The organism is Klebsiella sp. S69 (assembly GCF_016516145.1).
Lineage (GTDB): Bacteria > Pseudomonadota > Gammaproteobacteria > Enterobacterales > Enterobacteriaceae > Klebsiella > Klebsiella oxytoca.
Map to the genome: position 1 here is coordinate 118,968 of NZ_JACVUU010000001.1, position 17,551 is coordinate 136,518.

General features: G+C 56.2%; 18 protein-coding genes. 14 read left to right on the forward strand and 4 right to left on the reverse strand.

Annotated features, from left to right (window positions below; all coding sequences use genetic code 11):
- Positions 1-107: 107 nt before the first annotated feature.
- The 8 genes from queA (at position 108) to IAE27_RS00585 (ending at position 8,350) form a co-directional block, all read left to right on the forward strand.
- Positions 108-1,172: a tRNA preQ1(34) S-adenosylmethionine ribosyltransferase-isomerase QueA gene (gene queA / locus IAE27_RS00550; RefSeq protein ID WP_023320427.1), complete on the forward strand. Its 1,065-nt coding sequence runs from the start codon at positions 108-110 to the stop codon at positions 1,170-1,172.
- A gap of 196 nt (positions 1,173-1,368) precedes the next feature.
- Positions 1,369-2,496 (forward strand): tRNA guanosine(34) transglycosylase Tgt, encoded by a 1,128-nt coding sequence (tgt, locus tag IAE27_RS00555; protein WP_004099421.1) that lies wholly within the window; start codon positions 1,369-1,371, stop codon positions 2,494-2,496.
- 22 nt (positions 2,497-2,518) lie between these two features.
- Entirely contained in the window at positions 2,519-2,851 is a 333-nt protein-coding gene (yajC, locus tag IAE27_RS00560) for a preprotein translocase subunit YajC (RefSeq protein ID WP_004099423.1), read from the forward strand.
- Positions 2,852-2,878: 27 nt separating this feature from the next.
- A complete protein-coding gene (gene secD, locus IAE27_RS00565) occupies positions 2,879-4,726 on the forward strand; it encodes a protein translocase subunit SecD (protein ID WP_071530320.1) in 1,848 nt (615 codons plus the stop codon).
- 10 nt (positions 4,727-4,736) lie between these two features.
- The gene (secF, locus tag IAE27_RS00570) at positions 4,737-5,708 is read left to right on the forward strand and encodes a protein translocase subunit SecF (protein ID WP_004099428.1); all 972 of its coding nucleotides are present in this window, start codon (positions 4,737-4,739) and stop codon (positions 5,706-5,708) included.
- Positions 5,709-5,824: 116 nt separating this feature from the next.
- Positions 5,825-7,216, forward strand: a complete 1,392-nt coding sequence (locus IAE27_RS00575) for a M24 family metallopeptidase (RefSeq protein WP_023320428.1) — start codon at positions 5,825-5,827, stop codon at positions 7,214-7,216.
- A gap of 64 nt (positions 7,217-7,280) precedes the next feature.
- Entirely contained in the window at positions 7,281-7,646 is a 366-nt protein-coding gene (locus IAE27_RS00580) for a VOC family protein (protein WP_004099432.1), read from the forward strand.
- Positions 7,647-7,660: 14 nt separating this feature from the next.
- Positions 7,661-8,350 carry a helix-turn-helix transcriptional regulator gene (locus IAE27_RS00585; RefSeq protein ID WP_115239954.1) on the forward strand — a complete coding sequence of 230 codons (690 nt, stop codon included), beginning with the start codon at positions 7,661-7,663 and terminating at the stop codon, positions 8,348-8,350.
- Positions 8,351-8,393: 43 nt separating this feature from the next.
- Here the strand turns inward: IAE27_RS00585 and IAE27_RS00590 are convergent, their stop codons facing one another.
- Together IAE27_RS00590 and IAE27_RS00595 are read right to left on the reverse strand one after the other, a co-directional pair.
- On the reverse strand, positions 8,394-9,278 hold the full coding sequence (locus IAE27_RS00590) for a nucleoside-specific channel-forming protein Tsx (protein WP_004099436.1): 885 nt from the start codon (positions 9,276-9,278) through the stop codon (positions 8,394-8,396).
- Positions 9,279-9,574: 296 nt separating this feature from the next.
- Positions 9,575-10,117, reverse strand: a complete 543-nt coding sequence (locus tag IAE27_RS00595; protein WP_200091512.1) for a DUF3251 domain-containing protein — start codon at positions 10,115-10,117, stop codon at positions 9,575-9,577.
- A 147-nt stretch (positions 10,118-10,264) separates the two neighbouring features.
- Here IAE27_RS00595 and nrdR point away from each other — a divergent pair, with 147 nt between their 5' ends.
- The 6 genes from nrdR to pgpA all read left to right on the forward strand — a co-directional run bounded on the left by nrdR (position 10,265) and on the right by pgpA (position 14,369).
- Positions 10,265-10,714, forward strand: coding sequence for a transcriptional regulator NrdR (gene nrdR, locus IAE27_RS00600; protein ID WP_004099449.1), 450 nt, complete (start codon positions 10,265-10,267; stop codon positions 10,712-10,714).
- 3 nt (positions 10,715-10,717) lie between these two features.
- A complete protein-coding gene (gene ribD / locus IAE27_RS00605; protein WP_200091515.1) occupies positions 10,718-11,821 on the forward strand; it encodes a bifunctional diaminohydroxyphosphoribosylaminopyrimidine deaminase/5-amino-6-(5-phosphoribosylamino)uracil reductase RibD in 1,104 nt (367 codons plus the stop codon).
- Between the two features lie 93 nt (positions 11,822-11,914).
- Positions 11,915-12,385 (forward strand): 6,7-dimethyl-8-ribityllumazine synthase, encoded by a 471-nt coding sequence (ribE, locus tag IAE27_RS00610; protein ID WP_003021575.1) that lies wholly within the window; start codon positions 11,915-11,917, stop codon positions 12,383-12,385.
- A 19-nt stretch (positions 12,386-12,404) separates the two neighbouring features.
- Entirely contained in the window at positions 12,405-12,824 is a 420-nt protein-coding gene (gene nusB, locus IAE27_RS00615) for a transcription antitermination factor NusB (protein ID WP_004099457.1), read from the forward strand.
- A 74-nt stretch (positions 12,825-12,898) separates the two neighbouring features.
- Positions 12,899-13,873: a thiamine-phosphate kinase gene (thiL, locus tag IAE27_RS00620; RefSeq protein WP_154022354.1), complete on the forward strand. Its 975-nt coding sequence runs from the start codon at positions 12,899-12,901 to the stop codon at positions 13,871-13,873.
- The gene (pgpA, locus tag IAE27_RS00625) at positions 13,854-14,369 is read left to right on the forward strand and encodes a phosphatidylglycerophosphatase A (RefSeq protein ID WP_004099462.1); all 516 of its coding nucleotides are present in this window, start codon (positions 13,854-13,856) and stop codon (positions 14,367-14,369) included. The genes thiL and pgpA overlap by 20 nt, the downstream gene beginning before the upstream one ends.
- Positions 14,370-14,638: 269 nt before the next feature.
- On the opposite strand, the gene IAE27_RS00630 is transcribed toward pgpA, so the two are convergent.
- Together IAE27_RS00630 and dxs are read right to left on the reverse strand one after the other, a co-directional pair.
- Positions 14,639-15,613 (reverse strand): aldo/keto reductase, encoded by a 975-nt coding sequence (locus tag IAE27_RS00630; RefSeq protein ID WP_108704158.1) that lies wholly within the window; start codon positions 15,611-15,613, stop codon positions 14,639-14,641.
- 59 nt (positions 15,614-15,672) lie between these two features.
- Entirely contained in the window at positions 15,673-17,535 is a 1,863-nt protein-coding gene (gene dxs, locus IAE27_RS00635) for a 1-deoxy-D-xylulose-5-phosphate synthase (protein ID WP_004099465.1), read from the reverse strand.
- Positions 17,536-17,551 lie beyond the last annotated feature (16 nt).

Genomic DNA, 17,551 nt, shown 5'->3' on the forward strand with positions numbered 1-17,551 from the left:
AATGATTTTGTGTATAGATTATGTTATTCATCCCGAGGGGTAAAGGTTGCAGGGATAACCTCACGGCACTAGACTACCCGCCTCTTTATTAAGTCTGAGTTACCGTCATGCGCGTTGCCGATTTTTCCTTTGAATTACCTGAATCCCTGATTGCCCACTATCCGATGCCTGAGCGCAGCAGCTGCCGCTTGCTGTCTTTAGACGGGCCGACAGGCGCGCTGACGCACGGTACTTTCACTGATTTACTCGATAAGCTCAACCCTGGCGATCTGCTGGTATTTAATAATACCCGCGTGATCCCGGCCCGTCTGTTTGGCCGTAAAGCCAGCGGCGGCAAGATTGAAGTGCTGGTTGAGCGCATGCTCGATGATAAGCGTATTCTGGCACATATTCGCGCTTCGAAAGCGCCGAAACCGGGCGCAGAACTGCTGCTCGGCGACGATGAAAGTATTAAAGCGACCATGGTTGCACGTCACGACGCGCTGTTTGAAGTTGAGTTCGATGACGCGCGCAGCGTGCTGGATATTCTCAACGCTATCGGCCATATGCCGCTGCCGCCGTATATCGATCGTCCTGACGAAGACGCCGACCGCGAGCTGTATCAGACCGTCTATAGCGAAAAACCGGGGGCCGTTGCCGCGCCAACCGCCGGCCTGCACTTTGATGAGCCCCTGCTGGCGAAGCTTCGTGAAAAAGGCGTGGAGATGGCCTTCGTCACGCTGCACGTTGGTGCCGGAACCTTCCAGCCGGTGCGCGTAGACAGCATTGAAGATCACATCATGCACTCTGAATATGCCGAAGTGCCGCAGGAGGTGGTCGATGCGGTGCTGGCGGCAAAAGCGCGCGGCAACCGGGTGATTGCCGTCGGGACGACGTCGGTGCGTTCGCTGGAAAGCGCGGCGCAGGCGGCAAAAAACGACCTGATTGAGCCTTTCTTCAACGATACGCAGATTTTCATCTACCCGGGCTATCAGTACAAAGTCATCGATGCGCTGGTGACCAACTTCCATCTGCCTGAATCGACGCTGATTATGCTGGTCTCTGCTTTTGCTGGCTATCAGCATACGATGAACGCCTATAAGGCTGCGGTAGAACAAAAATATCGCTTTTTTAGCTACGGGGACGCGATGTTTATCACGTACAATCCGCAGGCTATTTTTGAGCGTCCCTAAGAAGGCGATCTCACTCGCCATTTTGACGCCAGGCAGTAATCGCCATTCTCACGGACATGGCGTACGCTCCGGTGGCTGTGCGCTGAGCGATTGCAAACTGGCTGCGCCGATGACGCCTTCAGGAATTTATTAGCTATGGAATCATTCCGTAGCGAATCGTTAAACGTCAGACTGTTTTTCTGACGCAGGAGTGATAATGAAATTTGAGTTAGATACTACCGATGGTCGCGCGCGTCGCGGCCGTCTTGTGTTTGAGCGCGGCGTCGTTGAAACGCCAGCCTTTATGCCGGTTGGCACCTACGGCACCGTAAAAGGGATGACGCCGGAGGAAGTCGAAGCGACCGGCGCGCAAATCATCCTCGGTAATACTTTCCATCTGTGGCTGCGTCCTGGTCAGGAGATCATGAAGCTGCACGGCGATCTGCACGACTTTATGCAGTGGAAAGGGCCGATCCTCACCGACTCCGGCGGCTTCCAGGTCTTCAGCCTTGGCGATATTCGCAAAATCACCGAGCAGGGCGTGCACTTCCGTAACCCGATCAACGGCGATCCGATTTTCCTCGATCCGGAAAAATCAATGGAGATTCAGTACGATCTCGGCTCCGACATCGTGATGATCTTCGACGAATGTACGCCATATCCGGCGGACTGGGACTACGCGAAGCGCTCAATGGAAATGTCCCTGCGCTGGGCGAAGCGCAGCCGCGACCGTTTTGACGGCCTCGGCAACAAAAACGCGCTGTTTGGTATCATTCAGGGCAGCGTTTACGAAGATTTACGTGATATCTCTGTTAAAGGTCTGGTAGAGATTGGCTTTGATGGCTACGCTGTCGGCGGTTTGGCTGTCGGTGAGCCGAAGGCAGATATGCATCGTATTCTGGAGCACGTCTGCCCGCAAATCCCGGCCGACAAACCGCGATACCTGATGGGCGTCGGTAAGCCGGAAGATTTGGTCGAAGGGGTGCGCCGCGGGATCGATATGTTCGACTGCGTCATGCCGACGCGCAACGCGCGCAACGGCCACCTGTTCGTCACCGACGGCGTGGTGAAAATCCGCAACGCGAAGCATAAGAGCGATACTTCGCCGCTGGATGCGGAGTGCGATTGCTACACGTGTCGCAACTATTCACGCGCTTACTTGCATCATCTCGACCGTTGCAACGAAATATTGGGCGCGCGTCTCAATACCATTCATAACCTGCGATACTATCAGCGCTTAATGGCTGGTTTACGCAAGGCTATCGAAGAGGGTAAATTAGAGAGCTTCGTGACCGATTTTTACCAACGTCAGGGTCGAACCGTTCCACCTTTGAACGTTGACTAATTTTAATAATGAGGGAATTTCAATGAGCTTTTTTATTTCTGATGCGGTAGCAGCAACCGGTGGCGCGGCGCAGGGCAGCCCGATGTCTCTGATCCTGATGCTGGTGGTGTTTGGTCTGATTTTTTACTTCATGATCCTGCGTCCACAGCAGAAACGCACCAAAGAACATAAAAACCTGATGAACTCCATCGCTAAAGGCGATGAAGTGCTGACGAACGGTGGCCTGGTTGGGCGCGTCACTAAAGTTGCCGAAAGCGGATACATCGCTATCGCACTGAACGACACCACTGAAGTGGTTATCAAACGTGACTTCGTAGCTGCCGTTCTGCCGAAAGGCACCATGAAGGCGCTGTAATTACCCATTTTCCCTAAGGGAACTGCCGTGTTAAACCGTTATCCTTTGTGGAAGTACGTCATGCTGGTCGTCGTTATTGTCGTCGGCTTAGTGTATGCGCTTCCCAACCTGTATGGTGAGGATCCGGCCGTTCAAATCACTGGCGCGCGCGGCGTCGCCGCCAGTGAGCAAACGCTGATCCAGGTCCAGAAAACACTACAAGAAGAAAAAATTACCGCGAAGTCTGTGGCACTGGAAGAGGGCGCAATTCTTGCGCGCTTCGACACCACTGATATCCAGCTGCGCGCGCGCGAAGCGCTGATGGGCGTGCTGGGTGACAAATACGTCGTGGCGCTTAACCTTGCTCCGGCAACCCCGCGCTGGCTGGCGGCCCTGTATGCCGAGCCGATGAAGCTGGGTCTTGACCTGCGCGGCGGCGTGCACTTCCTGATGGAAGTCGACATGGATACCGCGCTGAGCAAGCTGCAGGAACAAAACATCGACAGCCTGCGCAGCGAACTGCGTGATAAAGGCATTCCTTACGCGACCGTGCGTAAAGAAGACAACTACGGCCTGAGCATCGCCTTCCGCGATAGCGCCGCGCGCGACCAGGCTATCTCCTACCTTAGCCCTCGTCATCGCGATCTGGTTATTTCCGCTCAGGGCAGCACTGGCCTGAAAGCCGTGATGACCGACGACCGTCTGAAAGAAGCCCGCGAATACGCCGTACAGCAGAACATCAATATCCTGCGTAACCGTGTAAACCAGCTGGGCGTTGCCGAACCTCTGGTTCAGCGTCAGGGCGCCGACCGTATTGTGGTTGAACTGCCGGGTATCCAGGACACGGCGCGAGCCAAAGAGATTCTTGGCGCGACCGCGACGCTGGAGTTCCGTCTGGTTAACACTAACGTTGATAGCGCCGCAGCGGCTTCCGGTCGCGTTCCGGGCGACTCTGAAGTGAAATATACCCGCGAAGGCCAGCCGGTTGTGCTGTACAAGCGCGTGATCCTCACCGGTGACCACATCACCGACTCGACATCGAGTATGGATGAGTACAACCAGGCGCAGGTTAACATCTCCCTCGATAGCGCTGGCGGCAACATCATGTCTAACTTCACCAAGGACAACATCGGTAAACCGATGGCGACCCTGTTCGTGGAGTACAAAGACAGCGGTAAGAAAGATGCCAACGGTCGTGCGATTCTGGCGAAAGAGGAAGAGGTGATTAACATCGCCAATATCCAGTCTCGTCTGGGTAACAGCTTCCGTATTACCGGCATCAGCAATGCGACCGAAGCGCGTCAGCTCTCTCTGCTGCTGCGCGCAGGTGCGCTGATTGCGCCGATTCAGATTGTTGAAGAACGGACTATCGGCCCAACCCTGGGGATGCAGAACATCAAACAGGGCCTGGAAGCTTGCCTGGCCGGTCTGGTGGTCTCTATTCTGTTTATGATCTTCTTCTACAAGAAGTTCGGCCTGATTGCGACCTCGGCGCTGATTGCCAACCTGGTGCTGATTGTCGGCATTATGTCCCTGATTCCGGGGGCGACGCTGACTATGCCGGGGATTGCGGGGATCGTGTTAACCCTTGCGGTAGCGGTCGATGCGAACGTTCTGATTAACGAACGTATTAAAGAAGAGCTGAGCAACGGGCGTTCCGTGCAGCAGGCGATTGACGAAGGTTATCGCGGCGCGTTTAGCTCCATCTTTGATGCCAACATTACGACGCTTATCAAAGTCATTATCCTGTACGCGGTCGGTACCGGTGCCATTAAAGGGTTTGCGATTACCACCGGTATCGGTATTGCGACCTCAATGTTTACCGCTATCGTCGGCACCCGTGCCATCGTGAACCTGCTGTACGGCGGCAAGCGCGTTAAAAAGCTGTCTATCTGAGGAGTGCGTTGTGGCACAGGAATATACTGTTGAACAATTGAACCACGGCCGTAAAGTCTGGGACTTTATGCGCTGGGACTACTGGGCCTTCGGCATTTCAGGTTTTTTGCTGATTCTGTCCATTATTATCATTGGCGTGCGCGGGTTTAACTGGGGTCTGGATTTCACCGGCGGTACGGTGATTGAGATCACCCTCGAAAAGCCTGTTGATATGGATCAGGTGCGCCAGTCGCTGCAGAAGGCGGGCTTCGAAGAGCCGCAGCTGCAAAACTTTGGCAGCAGCCGCGACATCATGGTGCGTATGCCGCCGGTACATGACGCCAACGGCAGCCAGGAGCTGGGCAGCAAGGTCGTTAACGTGATTAACGAATCGACCAGCCAGAATGCGACGGTCAAGCGTATTGAGTTTGTGGGGCCGAGCGTCGGCGCAGACCTGGCGCAGACCGGCGCGCTGGCGCTGATAGCCGCGCTGGTGTGTATCCTGATCTACGTAGGGTTCCGCTTTGAGTGGCGCCTGGCGGCAGGGGTTGTTATCGCGCTGGCGCACGACGTGGTGATCACCATGGGCGTGCTGTCGCTACTGCATATCGAGATCGACCTGACCATTGTGGCCTCGTTGATGTCGGTTATCGGCTACTCGCTGAACGACAGTATCGTGGTATCTGACCGTATTCGTGAAAACTTCCGCAAGATTCGCCGCGGTACGCCGTACGAAATCTTTAACGTGTCGTTGACGCAGACCCTGCACCGTACTTTGATCACCTCCGGGACGACCTTGATGGTTATCCTGATGCTGTATCTCTTCGGTGGCCCGATTCTGGAAGGCTTCTCGCTGACCATGCTGATCGGTGTCTCCATCGGTACGGCTTCTTCTATCTACGTTGCGTCCGCGCTGGCGCTCAAGCTGGGCATGAAGCGCGAGCACATGCTGCAGCAGAAAGTCGAGAAAGAAGGGGCGGATCAGCCGTCAATTCTGCCGTAAGGCAATCGTGCATTGATAAACGAATCCCGGTCGCAAGGCCGGGATTTTTTTTATTACAACCGGCCGGATTTTGGTTACTCTCCCGTATCAGCGCTAAATGACATGGAGAAATGCCGATGGCTGTCGTAACTCTTTCCACCGTTCCTCAACCCCCGCTCTGGTACGATGTGCCTTCCGTCACGCTTAACGACGACACGCTGCGCCAGCGCAAAGCGAAGGTGCTGGCGAATATGCGGCAGCAAGGGCTGGATACGCTTATCATCTATGCCGATAAAGAGCACGGCGGCAACTTTGAGTATCTCACCGGTTTTATTCCCCGTTTCGAAGAGGCGCTACTGGTAGTGCATCGGGACGGTGAGGCGGTGCTGGTACTGGGTAACGAGAACCTGAAGCTGGCAAGCTACGCGCGGCTGGAAAATCGTGTGATTCACGCCCCGTGGTTTTCGCTGCCCAATCAACCGATGGAACCCCGCAAAACGCTGGCTCAGCTGTTTCAGGAGGCGGGCGTTGCGGGGGGAAAAAGAGTTGGCCTCGCGGGCTGGAAGCTCTTTACCGGCGCGGTTGATGACCGCGCGCGGATGTTCGATCTGCCCGCCTTTATCGTTGACGCTATTCGCGAGGCAGCCGGGCCGCAGGCAAGTATAACCAACGCCACCGGCATTTTTATCGACCCGGCAAGCGGAGCGCGAATCACCAATAATGCCAACGAGCTGGCGCACTATGAGTACGGTGCTAATCTCGCCTCAACCGCGATTCTGACCGCGCTTAACGCCATTGCGCCGGGAAAAACGGAAAAGCAAATCGGCGCGCTGCTGGCGGCGGAAGGGCAAGCGAATAGCGTGGTGATGATTGCCGCCACCGGCGATCGCTTTGCCGGAGCGAATCTCTACCCCAGCGATAAAGCTATCCAGCGCGGAGATAAATTCTCGCTCACCACCAGTTTTAAAGGCGGCCTGAGCAGCCGCGCAGCCTACGTGGTGGCCGATGAGAGTGAACTGGCGCCTGAGGTGGCTGATTATCTGGACGTAGTGGCGAAGCCCTATTTCAACGCGGTGGTGAACTGGCTGGAAAATCTGCGCATCGGCATGCGCGGCGGCGATATGTATGCCCTGATCGAGCGAGTATTGCCGAAGGCGGAATATCACTGGCACCTGAATCCGGGACATCTGGTCGCGGATGAAGAGTGGCTCTGCTCGCCCATTGGCCCCCATTCAGCCGCCTGTCTGCAAAGCGGAATGATATTGCAGATCGACATTATTCCTTCCCGAGCGGGCTACGGCGGCGCAAGCATTGAAGATACCGTGGCGCTTGCCGACAGCGCGCTGCGTCGGGAGCTGGCGCAAAGTTACCCCGAGCTCTGGCAGCGCATTGTCGCCAGACGATCGTATATCGGCAATCGGCTTGGCATTGCGCTTCCTGAAGAGGTGCTGCCTTTCTCCAGTACCGTCGGCTACCTGCGTCCGTGGCTGCTTAGCCCGGAGCGCGCGCTGGTCTGCGCACCATGCTGACACAATGCTGTCAGTAGGCCTGTCATACACTCCTCCTGAACCCAAACAATGGACAGGAGGAAGTATGAACAACGTCATTAACTGGTTTGAGATCCCGGTTGCCGATATGGATCGTGCCGTGGCGTTTTACGAGCCGGTGATGCAGGTCACGCTGAAACGGGAAAATATGGAGTGTGCCGAAATGGCCGTATTTCCTTATCAGGACCCGGCTCCCGGCGGCGCGCTGGCAAAGTTTGATAGCGTAAAGCCCTCCGATCAGGGATGCATTATCTATCTGCATACCGATAATCTGACGGCCACGCTAGAACGCGTCAACTCTGCGGGCGGAAGCTGCGTTTTTGGCCCCTTTGAGCTGGCGGACGATATCGGCACGATTGCCCTGTTTATCGATAGTGAGGGGAATCGGATTGGTTTGCATCAACCCGCATAAATGAGATAACAAAAATGAGCCGACGCGCCGACCGTCTTTTTCAAATCGTGCAGATCCTGCGGGGGAGGAGATTAACCACCGCCGGATTGTTGGCTGAGCGGCTTGGCGTGTCAGAGCGCACTATTTACCGCGACATTCGCGATCTCTCGCTTTCCGGGGTTCCGGTTGAGGGAGAGGCCGGAAGCGGCTATCGGCTGCTGGCGGGCTATGATCTACCGCCGTTAATGCTGACAACCCAGGAATCGGAAGCGCTGATAGCCGCTATTCGGCTACTGCAAACCTGGGGCGGCGCGTCGCTGTCCCGGGCGCTGGAATCGGCGCAGGAAAAGGTGCTGGCGATATTGCCCTCGGAGAGCCGACGTAAGGCCGAGCAGTCGCGGCTGTTCGCACCGGACTTTGGTTCCCAGGGCTATAGCAAAGATCAGTTTGATTTGGTGCATCGGGCGGTCTCCGCTCAGCAGGCGCTCGCGCTGCGCTATCGTGATGAAGCGGGAAATCAGTCGCAGCGAGAAGTGCTGCCGCTGGGGCTTTTTTTCTGGGGCGAGCGCTGGCTGCTGGTGACCTGGTGCGAGCTGCGTGAGGATTATCGCTGTTTCCGTCTCGATCGCTGTCTGGAGATTTCCGCCACCGGGCGTCATTTCAGCGAACGAGCCGATCGTTCATTGAGTGATTTCTTGCGTAAGGTAAGGTGCGAAGAGCGTTAGCTTTAATTATCCCCGGCGCATTTGCCGGGGATAATCGGGCCGATTAGAAGTTGTAACCGACCACGAAATAACCACCCCAGCCGGTAGAGCGGACGTTAAAGTCGCCGTCGCCGAAGTTCAGTTTCGCGTCATCCGCCCACTGGCCGCCGTTGTGGAAGTAACGCGCCACGACGGAGTAGTGCCAGTGATCGTAGTTCAGCGCCAGGATATGGCTGGAAGCGATGGAGTTGCTGGTGCGTGAATGCTTACCGTTCAAATCATAAGAGTTGTCATCGCCCAGATCGGAGCCCCAGTCAAAGTTGGTGAAGCCGATATAGCTCAGTGAACCGCCCCACAGATCGGTCAGCGGCACAAAGTATTTCACTTTGAAACGGTAACCGTCCCATTCGTTCTCGTTAGATGCGCCATAGTTTTGCCACTGATATTTCGCATAGACGTTCAGGGAGAGGCTCATCGGCAGGCCGGTATCGATATCGGTACCCAGACCCATATACCAGGTGCTCTGACGACCGGATTTGTTGCGGCCCATGTCGTAGATATAGTTGTTGGCGAAATACCACTCTTTGAACGGGCCGAAGCTGAGGTCGGTACCGGTCAGTTTATCGATAGAGAAGCGCGGCTCAATTTCCATAAACAGCGGAGAACCGTGGTTCCAGATACCTTTCGCGTCGGTGTTGCCGCCGAAGAATACCGGCGCATCCATATAGCCATAGAAATCAAACCAGTCTTTCTTAGCGAACGCTTCATATTCCAGATAAGTATCGTTACGAATCTGCGGCCCAAAACGAGTGTGGTAGCTGCCCACCACGTTCACACTCTGGTGCCACCAATCAGACAGATATTGCGGTTTGTCGTTTTCTGCCGCGCTGGCAGAGAAAGATGCGGAGAGCGCCAGAGCTGCGCCAGCTGCCAGTAATGTTTTTTTCATAATGATGCCACTGTTTAAATTAAGCCTGAAGGCGTTAAAAGAATCGCCGTAGCGTTTCTAAATATTTCGTATTTCTGTGGCGTCTATTATAGGAATCATTGCTCACAAAAATATGTGTTGTTTCACATAACGAAGACATAGGTAATCGATTGCGTTCACGATTTTATGCATTTCTTGACGAAATGCCACCGAAATTCATAATTCCTGTCAATTTTTAGTGAACCGATCGGGAAATCTGTAAGTGGATTTGCACAGCGGAAAAAAAGCCGGATGTTGAACGCATCCGGCAGACGGCATTACTGCATACTGGCGGGCTGAATATCGTGGATGCGAACGAAGCCAACCTGCTCTGGCGTCACGCCATTCAGGCGCAGCGGAATGTCGACATCGCTCGGCGCCAGGACGCTTGCCGGAGCGCTAATGAGCTGATTTTGTACATTAACCTCCTGGTAGCTATCGGTTGTGCCGCTGATCTGCCCGGAGGCGACCGTCGCGCTAAAGGCCGGCAGCGGATCGTTTGATTCCCCCTGAATGCGCAGGGTGAGGCGGGTACCGTCGCCATCCGGGGCGATATTGAGCAGCGACATGCGCAGGGTACCAATCTGGCTTTTCAGGCGAGCTGGCGTGTTCGCCTCCGGCAGCAGGTATACGCCGCTGTTTGATTTCGCGTTCAGAACGTTTTGCTGAGTAATTTTTACCGTTTGCTGATTGAGCTGGGTCATCTCTTTGCTCAGAGTGCTCACGCTCTGGTTCATCTGGCGAATTTCGCTTTGCTGCGCGCAGGCGCTAAGGGTGAAAATGCTACCCACAATGGCCAGCTTTAAATAACGTCTTGTCATAGTCGAGATTCCGTTAACAGAGGATGCTTAATGGTAGATCGTTCGGCTAAACGCACTATAGATCCTTTGTCTCAAAAGCTCTTTCTTTGTTGTCGGGTCACTTCGCGGTAAACTACCTGTTAGTTTAACTACTTGTCAGGACGCGCTATGCATTGCCCTTTCTGTTTCGCCGTAGATACCAAGGTTATCGACTCACGTCTGGTGGGCGAAGGCTCTTCCGTGCGTCGTCGCCGCCAGTGTCTGGTCTGCAACGAACGCTTTACGACGTTTGAAGTGGCGGAGCTGGTGATGCCGCGAGTCGTAAAAAGCAACGACGTGCGCGAGCCTTTTAATGAGGACAAACTGCGCAGCGGCATGCTAAAAGCACTGGAAAAGCGTCCGGTCAGCTCAGATGACGTCGAAATGGCGCTTAACCACATTAAAACCCACCTGCGCGGAACCGGCGAACGTGAAGTGCCGAGCAAAATGATCGGCAATCTGGTGATGGAACAGCTGAAAAAGCTCGATAAAGTGGCCTATATCCGCTTCGCTTCCGTCTATCGCAGTTTCGAAGATATCAAAGAGTTTGGCGAAGAGATCGCCCGCTTACAGGACTGATCCATGCAGGACGAAATATACATGGCGCGAGCGCTGAAGCTGGCTGCGCGCGGACGCTTCACGACTCACCCAAATCCGAATGTCGGCTGCGTGATTGTCAAAGATGGCGAGATCGTCGGCGAAGGTTTTCACTATCGCGCCGGTGAACCGCACGCGGAGGTGCATGCGCTGCGCATGGCGGGCGAAAAAGCCCAGGGCGCGACGGCGTACGTGACGCTGGAACCCTGTAGCCATCACGGGCGTACGCCGCCGTGCTGCGAAGCGCTAATTGCCGCAGGGGTAACCCGCGTCGTTGCCGCAATGCAGGACCCCAATCCCCAGGTCGCGGGGCGCGGTCTGTACCGCTTGCAGCAGGATGGCGTTGACGTCAGCCACGGGCTGATGATGAATGAAGCCGAAGCGCTGAATAAAGGTTTTCTCAAGCGCATGCGCACCGGCTTTCCGTGGATCCAGCTAAAAATGGGCGCATCGCTGGACGGCCGCACGGCGATGGCCAGCGGAGAGAGCCAGTGGATCACCTCACCGCAGGCGCGGCGTGATGTCCAGCGCCTGCGCGCGCAAAGCCACGCTATTCTGACCAGCAGCGCGACGGTGCTGGCGGACGATCCGGCGCTGACCGTACGCTGGGACGAGCTCAACGCTGAAACCCAGGCGCTGTACCCGCAGGAAAATCTGCGCCAGCCTTTACGCATCGTTATTGATAGCCACAATCGCGTCACGCCGCAGCACCGTATCGTGCAGCAGGCGGGCGAAACGCTGTTTGCCCGCACCCGTGAAGATGAACGGCAGTGGCCGGAGAGCGTACGTACTCTGCTGGTGCCGGAGCATAATGGTCGGCTGGATCTGGTTTTATTGATGATGCAGCTGGGCAAACAGCAAATTAACTCGATCTGGGTGGAGGCCGGGCCAACGCTTGCCGGCGCGCTGTTGCAAGCCGGGCTGGTGGATGAGCTTATCGTCTATATTGCGCCTAAACTGTTAGGCAGCGATGCGCGCGGATTATGCGCGCTGCCGGGGCTTGAGAAACAAGCGCAAGCACCCCATTTCAAATTCAACGAGATACGTCATGTAGGCCCGGATATTTGCCTGCATTTAGTGAACGCTTGATTTCCCTGGTCAAAAGGGAAAGCAGTGCGCCGATTATTATGATAGAATCCGCCCCCCTTGCGGGGCCAAATGAACTGAACCCGAAGGAAGAGTATGAACATTATTGAAGCTAACGTTGCTACCCCGGACGCTCGCGTCGCCATCACCATTGCGCGTTTCAACAACTTTATCAACGACAGCCTGCTGGAAGGTGCGATTGACGCCCTGAAGCGTATTGGCCAGGTTAAAGATGAAAACATTACCGTTGTTTGGGTTCCAGGCGCGTACGAACTGCCGCTGGCGGCTGACGCACTGGCGAAAACCGGTAAGTATGACGCGGTGATTGCGCTGGGTACCGTTATTCGTGGCGGCACTGCGCATTTTGAATATGTGGCTGGCGGTGCAAGCAATGGCCTGGCGCACGTCGCTCAGGACAGCGGAATCCCGGTAGCCTTCGGTGTTCTGACCACAGAAAGTATTGAACAAGCCATCGAACGCGCTGGCACCAAAGCCGGTAACAAAGGCGCTGAAGCAGCGCTGACCGCGCTGGAAATGATTAACGTATTGAAAGCCATCAAGGCCTGATTTTTGTAAGGGGAATTCCGTGAAACCTGCTGCTCGTCGCCGCGCCCGTGAGTGTGCTGTCCAGGCGCTCTACTCCTGGCAGTTGTCCAAAAACGACATTGCTGATGTCGAATACCAGTTCCTGGCGGAACAGGATGTAAAAGATGTCGACGTTCTGTATTTCCGCGAGCTGCTGTCCGGAGTGGCGACTAACAGCGCGTATCTCGACGGCCTGATGAAGCCGTACCTTTCTCGTCTGCTGGATGAGCTGGGTCAGGTGGAAAAGGCGGTCCTGCGTATCGCGCTGTTTGAGCTGTCAAAGCGTAGCGATGTACCGTACAAAGTTGCGATTAACGAAGCCATTGAACTGGCGAAAACCTTTGGCGCTGAAGATAGCCACAAGTTTGTCAACGGCGTGCTGGACAAAGCTGCCCCGGTAATTCGTCCCAACAAAAAGTAAACTCCAGGGCCGGATTTGCAGAGTCTCACTTCTGCAAACCGGCCTTATTCTTTTCTTTTTCTGAGGCATAACGTATGGCATGCGGCGAATTTTCCCTGATTGCCCGTTATTTTGATCGCGTAAAAAGCGCACGTCTTGATGTTGAAACCGGCATTGGCGACGACTGCGCGCTCCTGAATATCCCCGAGAAAAAAACGCTGGCAATCAGCACCGACACCCTGGTGGCGGGAAACCATTTTTTACCCGACATCGACCCTGCCGACCTCGCCTATAAAGCGCTGGCGGTAAATTTAAGCGATCTGGCGGCGATGGGCGCCGAACCGGCATGGTTAACGCTGGCTCTGACCCTGCCGGAAGCGGACGAAGCCTGGCTTGAAGCCTTTAGCGACAGCCTGTTCGTACAGCTTAACTATTACGATATGCAGCTCATTGGCGGCGATACTACTCGCGGACCGCTGGCGATGACGCTGGGTATTCACGGCTATGTGCCAACGGGACGCGCGCTGAAGCGTTCCGGGGCAAAGCATGGCGACTGGATTTACGTCACCGGCACGCCGGGAGACAGCGCTGCTGGCCTGGCGATTTTGCAGGATCGGCTGCAGGTGGAAGATGCCACCGACGCGGATTACCTCCTGGCGTGTCATCTGCGCCCACTGCCGCGGGTTCTGCAGGGTCAGGCGCTGCGCGATCTGGCGAATTCGGCCATCGATCTTTCCGACGGCCTGATTTCCGACCTGGGGCATATTCTCAACGCCAGCGGCTGCGGCGCGCGCATCGACCTTGATGCAATGCCGTTCTCGGATGCGATGCTGCGCCAGGTGGATAAGGAGCAGGCGCTGCGCTGGGCGCTCGCCGGCGGTGAAGATTATGAACTGTGCTTTACCGTACCTGAACTCAACCGCGGGGCGCTGGACGTGGCGCTTGCCAATCTCGGCGCGCGTTTTACCTGTATTGGACAGATCGTTCCTGAATCGGAAGGCCTGCAATTCACCCGTGAGGGCAAGCCGGTAACGCTGGACGTTAAGGGGTATGACCATTTTGGCGCGTAGTAGAGATGTGGCGAAAAGCCGGCTGAAGATGAGCAACCCCTGGCATCTGCTGGCAACGGGATTTGGCAGCGGTCTTAGCCCCGTGGTCCCCGGCACGATGGGGTCGCTGGCGTCGATTCCCTTCTGGTACTTGCTGACCTTTATTCCCTGGCAGCTCTATTCGCTGGTGGTGATGATGAGTATCTGCATCGGCGTCTATATTTGTCACCGTACGGCGAAAGATATGGGTACCCACGATCACGGCAGTATCGTCTGGGACGAGTTTGTCGGGATGTGGATTACGCTGATGGCTTTGCCGACGATGGACTGGCAGTGGGTTGCCGCCGGGTTCGTGATTTTTCGCATCTTTGATATGTGGAAGCCGTGGCCTATCCGCTGGTTCGACCGCAATATCCACGGCGGGATGGGGATCATGGTGGACGATATTGTCGCCGGGGTGATTTCCGCCGGGGTGCTGTACGTCATAGGCCACCACTGGCCAATTGGGCTTTTCTAAAAGCCGTGCGGCCCGCCTGGCGTGTACCGCCCGTAGATCGTGCAAGCCGGCGTTTCCCGGAGGCGGTGCTGCGCACCTGTCCGGGCTACTGTCCCACAGACGGTGAAGCACTCGTAGCCCGGGCAAGGCGCTTTGCGCCGTCCCCGGGAGCAAAGCGCAGAGTGGCATAATTTTCCGGAGACGGTGGTGAACCCGTTGTCCGCAGATGTTGGTGAATCTGTAGCCCGGCTAAGCGCAGCGCGAGCCGGGAATCTGGTAGGGACGGCGGGTTACTTGAACCCCACGATCGGGTGCGGTTTATACGGTGCTTCCAGCTTCTCAATCTGCTCTGGCGTCAGCGTTAAATCGACCGCATGCAGCAGTTCATCCAGCTGTTCCTGCCTTGACGCGCCGATAATCGGCGCGGCCACGCCGGGCTTGCTCAATAGCCAGGCCAGCGCGATCTGAGCGCGCTCGGCATCAAGCTCTTCTGCGACCTCCGCAAGGTTTGCGGCAATCTGCTCGTCATTCTCATCCATGACATTATAGAGCGACTTACCGAATTCATCCGATACCAGGCGGGCGGTGGTTTCTCCCCAGGGACGCGTCAGACGACCGCGCGCAAGCGGGCTCCAGGGCATTACCGCGACCCCTGCGCGGCTGCACAGCGGTAACATCTCATTCTCTTCTTCACGGTAAATCAAATTGTAATGATCCTGCATGGTGACGAAGCGAGCCCAGTTATTTTGCTCCTGCAATGCCAGCGCCTGCGCGAACTGGCGCGCATGCATCGACGATGCGCCGATATAGCGGGCTTTACCCGCCTTGACGACGTCGTTGAGCGCCTCGAGGGTTTCTTCAATGGGCGTGGTGTAATCCCAGCGATGGATCTGCAGCAGGTCGACATACTCCATGCCGAGACGGCGCAGGCTGTCGTCAATAGATCGCAGGATCTGCGCCCGCGACAGTCCCTGCGGCAGATCGCCCACCTGATGATAAACCTTGGTCGCGACGATTACGGAATCGCGTCGGGCATATTCGCGTAGCGCGCGGCCGAGGATCTCTTCGCTGCTGCCGTCAGAGTAGTTATTAGAGGTGTCGAAAAAGTTAATCCCGCCTTCGAGGGCGTATTTAATGAGCGGGCGGCTGCTCTCTTCCGGTAAGGTCCATGCATGGTTGCCGCGGTCCGGTTCGCCGAAGGTCATACAGCCAAGGCAGAGCCGGGAAACGCGGAGATCGGTATCGCCAAGAGGGATATAGTGCATAGTGCGCTCCTGCTACGGATAAAAGTATCCCTTAAGCATAGCAGGAGCGGTGACGGCAATTATGCTAGCCAGGCGTGGATTTTGGCTTCAATTCCTGCGGCGTCGAGGCCGAGATCGGCATACGCTTCTTCCTGGGTTCCCTGCGGGATGAAGAAATCAGGCAGGCCGAGATTCAGCACCGGCACCGCGCGACGGCGGGACATCAGCAGCTCATTCACGCCGCTGCCCGCGCCGCCCATAATGGCATTCTCTTCCAGCGTAACCAGCACCTCGTGTTCTGCGGCCAGCTGTAGCACCAGCGCTTCATCCAGCGGTTTGGCAAAGCGCATATCCACCAGAGTGGCGTTAAGCTTCTCCGCGACTTTGGCGGCCTGTGGCAGCAGCGTGCCGAAGTTAAGGATGGCGATCTTCTCGCCTTCGCGTTTCACCACGCCTTTACCGATAGGCAGCGATGCCAGCGGTTCAAAGGCAGCACCGGTACCGGAGCCACGCGGATAGCGCACTGCGCTCGGGCCGTCGTTGTAGTGATAGCCGGTATAGAGCATCTGGCGACATTCGTTCTCGTCGCTTGGCGTCATGATAACCATATCCGGGATGCAGCGCAGGAAGGAGATATCAAATGCGCCCTGATGGGTCTGACCGTCAGCGCCAACGATTCCTGCGCGGTCGATAGCGAACAGCACCGGCAGCTTCTGGATAGCGACATCGTGGATCACCTGGTCGTAGGCGCGCTGCAGGAAGGTTGAATAAATCGCCACCACCGGCTTATAGCCGCCAATCGCCAGGCCAGCGGCAAAGGTGACCGCATGCTGTTCGGCGATAGCCACGTCGAAATACTGGCCGGGATACTTTTTCGAAAACTCGACCATTCCTGAACCCTCGCGCATCGCGGGGGTAACGGCCATCAGCTTGTCATCCTTTGCGGCGGTTTCGCACAGCCAGTCGCCGAAGATTTTCGAGTAAGTTGGCAGGCCGCCGCTGCTTTTAGGTAGCACGCCGCTGGTGTGATCGAACTTCGGCACCGCGTGGAAGGTAATCGGGTCTTTTTCGGCGGGCTCATAGCCGCGGCCTTTTTTGGTCATGATATGCAGGAACTGCGGACCTTTCAGGTCGCGCATGTTCTTCAACGTGTTAACCAGACCGATAACATCGTGGCCGTCCACCGGCCCAATGTAGTTAAAGCCCAGCTCTTCAAACAGCGTCCCCGGAACCACCATCCCTTTGATATGTTCCTCGGTGCGTTTGAGCAGCTCTTTAATCGGCGGTACGCCAGAGAAGACCTTTTTGCCGCCTTCGCGCAGCGTGGAGTAGAGTTTTCCGGAAAGCAGCTGCGCCAGATGATTGTTTAGCGCGCCGACGTTCTCAGAGATCGACATTTCGTTATCGTTGAGCACTACCAGCAGGTCGGGTTTGATATCACCAGCGTGGTTCATCGCTTCAAACGCCATCCCGGCGGTGATCGCCCCGTCGCCGATCACGCAGACCGCGCGACGCTGCTTATCTTCTTTGGCTGCGGCGATGGCTATGCCGATGCCGGCGGAGATAGAAGTGGACGAGTGGCCGACGCTAAGAACGTCATACTCGCTCTCCCCGCGCCAGGGAAAGGGGTGCAGTCCGCCTTTCTGACGGATAGTCCCGATTTGATCGCGGCGTCCGGTCAGAATTTTATGCGGGTAAGCCTGGTGGCCGACGTCCCAGATAAGGCGATCGAAAGGCGTGTTATAGACGTAGTGCAGCGCCACGGTTAGCTCTACCGTGCCGAGGCCGGAGGCAAAGTGCCCGCTGGAGCGGCTGACGCTGTCCAGCAGGTAGCGCCGCAGTTCGTCGCACAGTTTCGGCAGGCTATCTTTCGGCAACAAACGCAACTCCTGGGTGGAGTCCACCAGCGCCAGGGTCGGGTATTTGGCAATATCAAAACTCATCAGAGACTCATTTATT